3 protein-coding genes are annotated in these 2,769 nt (G+C 63.8%); 2 read left to right on the top strand and 1 reads right to left on the bottom strand.

The window, feature by feature from the left end; all coding sequences use genetic code 11:
• Window positions 1–514: cysteine hydrolase family protein (locus ACXJMY_RS37775; RefSeq protein WP_456624430.1), on the top strand; the 514-nt coding region annotated here is incomplete at its 5' end.
• A 10-nt stretch (window positions 515–524) separates the two neighbouring features.
• The gene (locus tag ACXJMY_RS37770) at window positions 525–2,195 is read left to right on the top strand and encodes a regulator (RefSeq protein ID WP_456624429.1); all 1,671 of its coding nucleotides are present in this window, start codon (window positions 525–527) and stop codon (window positions 2,193–2,195) included.
• A gap of 85 nt (window positions 2,196–2,280) precedes the next feature.
• Here the strand turns inward: ACXJMY_RS37770 and ACXJMY_RS37765 are convergent.
• On the bottom strand, window positions 2,281–2,769 hold a 489-nt coding region (locus ACXJMY_RS37765; protein WP_456624428.1), incomplete at its 5' end, for an NAD(P)/FAD-dependent oxidoreductase.

The following is a 2,769-nucleotide window of genomic DNA, read 5'->3' as shown; positions in this document are numbered from 1 at the left end:
GCTCAAGGCGGCGCGCGACACCGGCATGCTGGTGATCCATACCCGCGAGGGCCATCTGCCCGATCTGTCCGATGCGCCGCCTGCGAAAGTCGAGCGCGGCGCGCCGAGCCTCCGCATCGGCGATCCCGGCCCGATGGGCCGCATTCTCATTCGCGGCGAAGCCGGCCACGACATCATCCCCGAGCTTTATCCGCTCGACAGCGAGGTCGTGATCGACAAGCCCGGCAAGGGCGCGTTCTACGCCACCGAGCTCACCGACGTGCTGGAGAAATACGGCATCGAGAATTTGCTGGTGTGCGGCGTCACCACGGAAGTGTGCGTCAACACCACCGTGCGCGAAGCCAATGACCGCGGCTATCGCTGCGTCGTCATCTCGGACGGCTGCGCGTCCTACTTTCCCGAGTTTCACGAGATGGGCCTGAAGATGATCAAGGCCCAGGGCGGAATCTTCGGCTGGGTTGCGAACTCAGCCGCGGTACTGGAGGCGTTGAAGACTTCGAACATTTCAGCTTAGGGGCATCACCATGAGCACAAGTATGACGGGGACGGCCGGCAAATCTGATCTGAATACATCCGGGTTCAAGCCGGCACTATGGACACCGGGCGACTGGAACGCGTTTTTCGGCTTCGGCACCAACATTCTCGTCAACATGCTGGTGCTCACGGGCCTGCTGCGCTTCGTGCTGAAGATGCCGGACTCACTCGTGTTCGGCCGCATCCTGCCCGCGCTCGGGCTGATGATGTGCCTGTCGACCTTCTACTACGCATACCTCGCCTACCGGCTGGCGCAGAAGACCGGCCGCAGCGACGTCTGCGCGCTGCCCTCGGGCGTCAGCGTGCCGCACATGTTCATCGTCACCTTCGTGATCATGCTGCCGATCACGATCAAGACCGGCGATCCGCTGAAGGGTTGGTCGGCCGGCCTGGTCTGGGTGTTCTTCCAGAGCTTCATCCTCATGATCGGCGGCTTCATCGCGCCGTTCATCCGCAAGATCACGCCGCGCGCGGCGCTGCTCGGCACGCTTGCCGGTGTCTCCGTCACCTTCATCTCGATGCGGCCGGCGCTCGAAATGTACATGACGCCGCAGATCGGCCTGGTCTGCTTCGCCATCATCCTGGTGAGCTGGTTCGGCGGCGTGAAATATTGGCGCGGCATTCCCGCCGGCCTCGTCGCCATCGCGGTCGGCATGATCATCGCCTGGGGCTCGAACCTGTTCGGCCTCGGTCTCGGTGGACTGAGCGTCAAGGGCGTCGGCGATGCCTTTGCCAATTTCGGCTTCTCGGTGCCGATCCCGGCCGTAGGCTACGTGTTCTCCGGCTTCGAGTTCCTCGGCATCATCCTGGTCACCGCCATTCCGTTCGGCATCTATGACCTCGTCGAGGCCATGGACAATGTCGAGAGCGCGGAAGCGGCCGGCGACGAATATCCGACCACGCGCGTGCTGACGGCCGACGGCGTCGTCAGCCTGATCGGCTGCCTGATGGGCAATCCCTTCATCAACGCGGTCTATATCGGCCATCCCGGCTGGAAGGCGATGGGCGGCCGCATCGGCTACTCGGCCGCGACCGGCATCATGGTGGTCGTGCTGGCATGGTTCGGCATCATCTCGGTGCTGCTGGCGCTCGTGCCGGTGGTCGCGATCTCGCCGATCCTGCTCTACATCGGCATGCTGATCGGTGCGCAGGCGTTCCAGACCACGCCGGTCAAGCACGCGCCCGCGATCGTGCTGGCGCTGACGCCGCATCTCGCCGCCTGGGCCAAGCTCCAGATCGACACCATGCTGGGTTCGACCATGATGGCCGCGACCTCTGTCGGCGGGCTCGCCGCCGACAAGGCCGACGCGGTCAAGGCCGCGGCGATCGCAGCACTGCCGCAGCAGGGCGTGTTCTATCACGGGCTCGAGGTGATGGGCGGCGGCTCTATCCTCGGCGGCCTGATCCTGGGCGCGATCGGCGTCTTCATCATCGAGCGCGACTTCGAGAAGGCCTCGGCCTTTGCGCTGGTCGGAGCGGTGCTGACTTACTTCGGCTTCATGCACGGCGAAGCCGTCGGCATCGGTGGCGGCTTTGGCGTCACGCCCGCAGTTGCATTCGCCTACGCCGTGATGGCCGCCGGGCTGTTCGCGGCCAGCAGGCTCGGCGCCAGCGAGCCCTACGCCGCGCATCCGGAGATGCACGCGGCACCGGCGGAGTAGGCCAGCAACTTGGACATCTGCATCATGGTGAGAGGCGGTGCGGAAGCACCGTCTCAAACCATGGTGTAGCCCTCGGCAACGTCTGCTAAATGATCCCTTGTTCGCGATACGGTGCGCCGTCCAACACGCGCTGCCATCCGAAACGACTGAGATCGATGGTCCGATAGCCGCCATCCAGGATCAGTTCGGCCATCGCGCGCCCGCAGCCTGGAGCATGCATGAGGCCGTGGCCCGAGAATCCTGCAATCATGTAGAAATTCGGCAGGCCATTGGTCCAGGGGCCGATGATTACGTTGCCATCGAGCTCGTTCTGATCGTAGAGCCCCGGCATCACGTTCTTTTCTTTTGTCCGTTCGAAGGCCGGAAACCGATGCGCAAGCGCCGGCCAAACGACGCGTTCGAAATAGTCGTGCTCGACTTCGAAGTTGAAGCCGCGCGGCTCCCGAATGTCTGGCACGCCGCCCGAGTAGCCTTTGCCTTCGGGCCGGAACGCCAATCGCTGGGTGTCCTTCAGATAGGGCAACAGCTCGATTGCTTGCTCGCACTCGAAGTAATGCTCGTAACGACGCATCGG

The sequence above is a fragment of the Bradyrhizobium sp. P5_C12 genome, assembly GCF_054049735.1.
The sequence above is the reverse complement of the archived record's forward strand: the minus strand, read 5'-3'. Positions and strand labels throughout refer to the sequence as shown.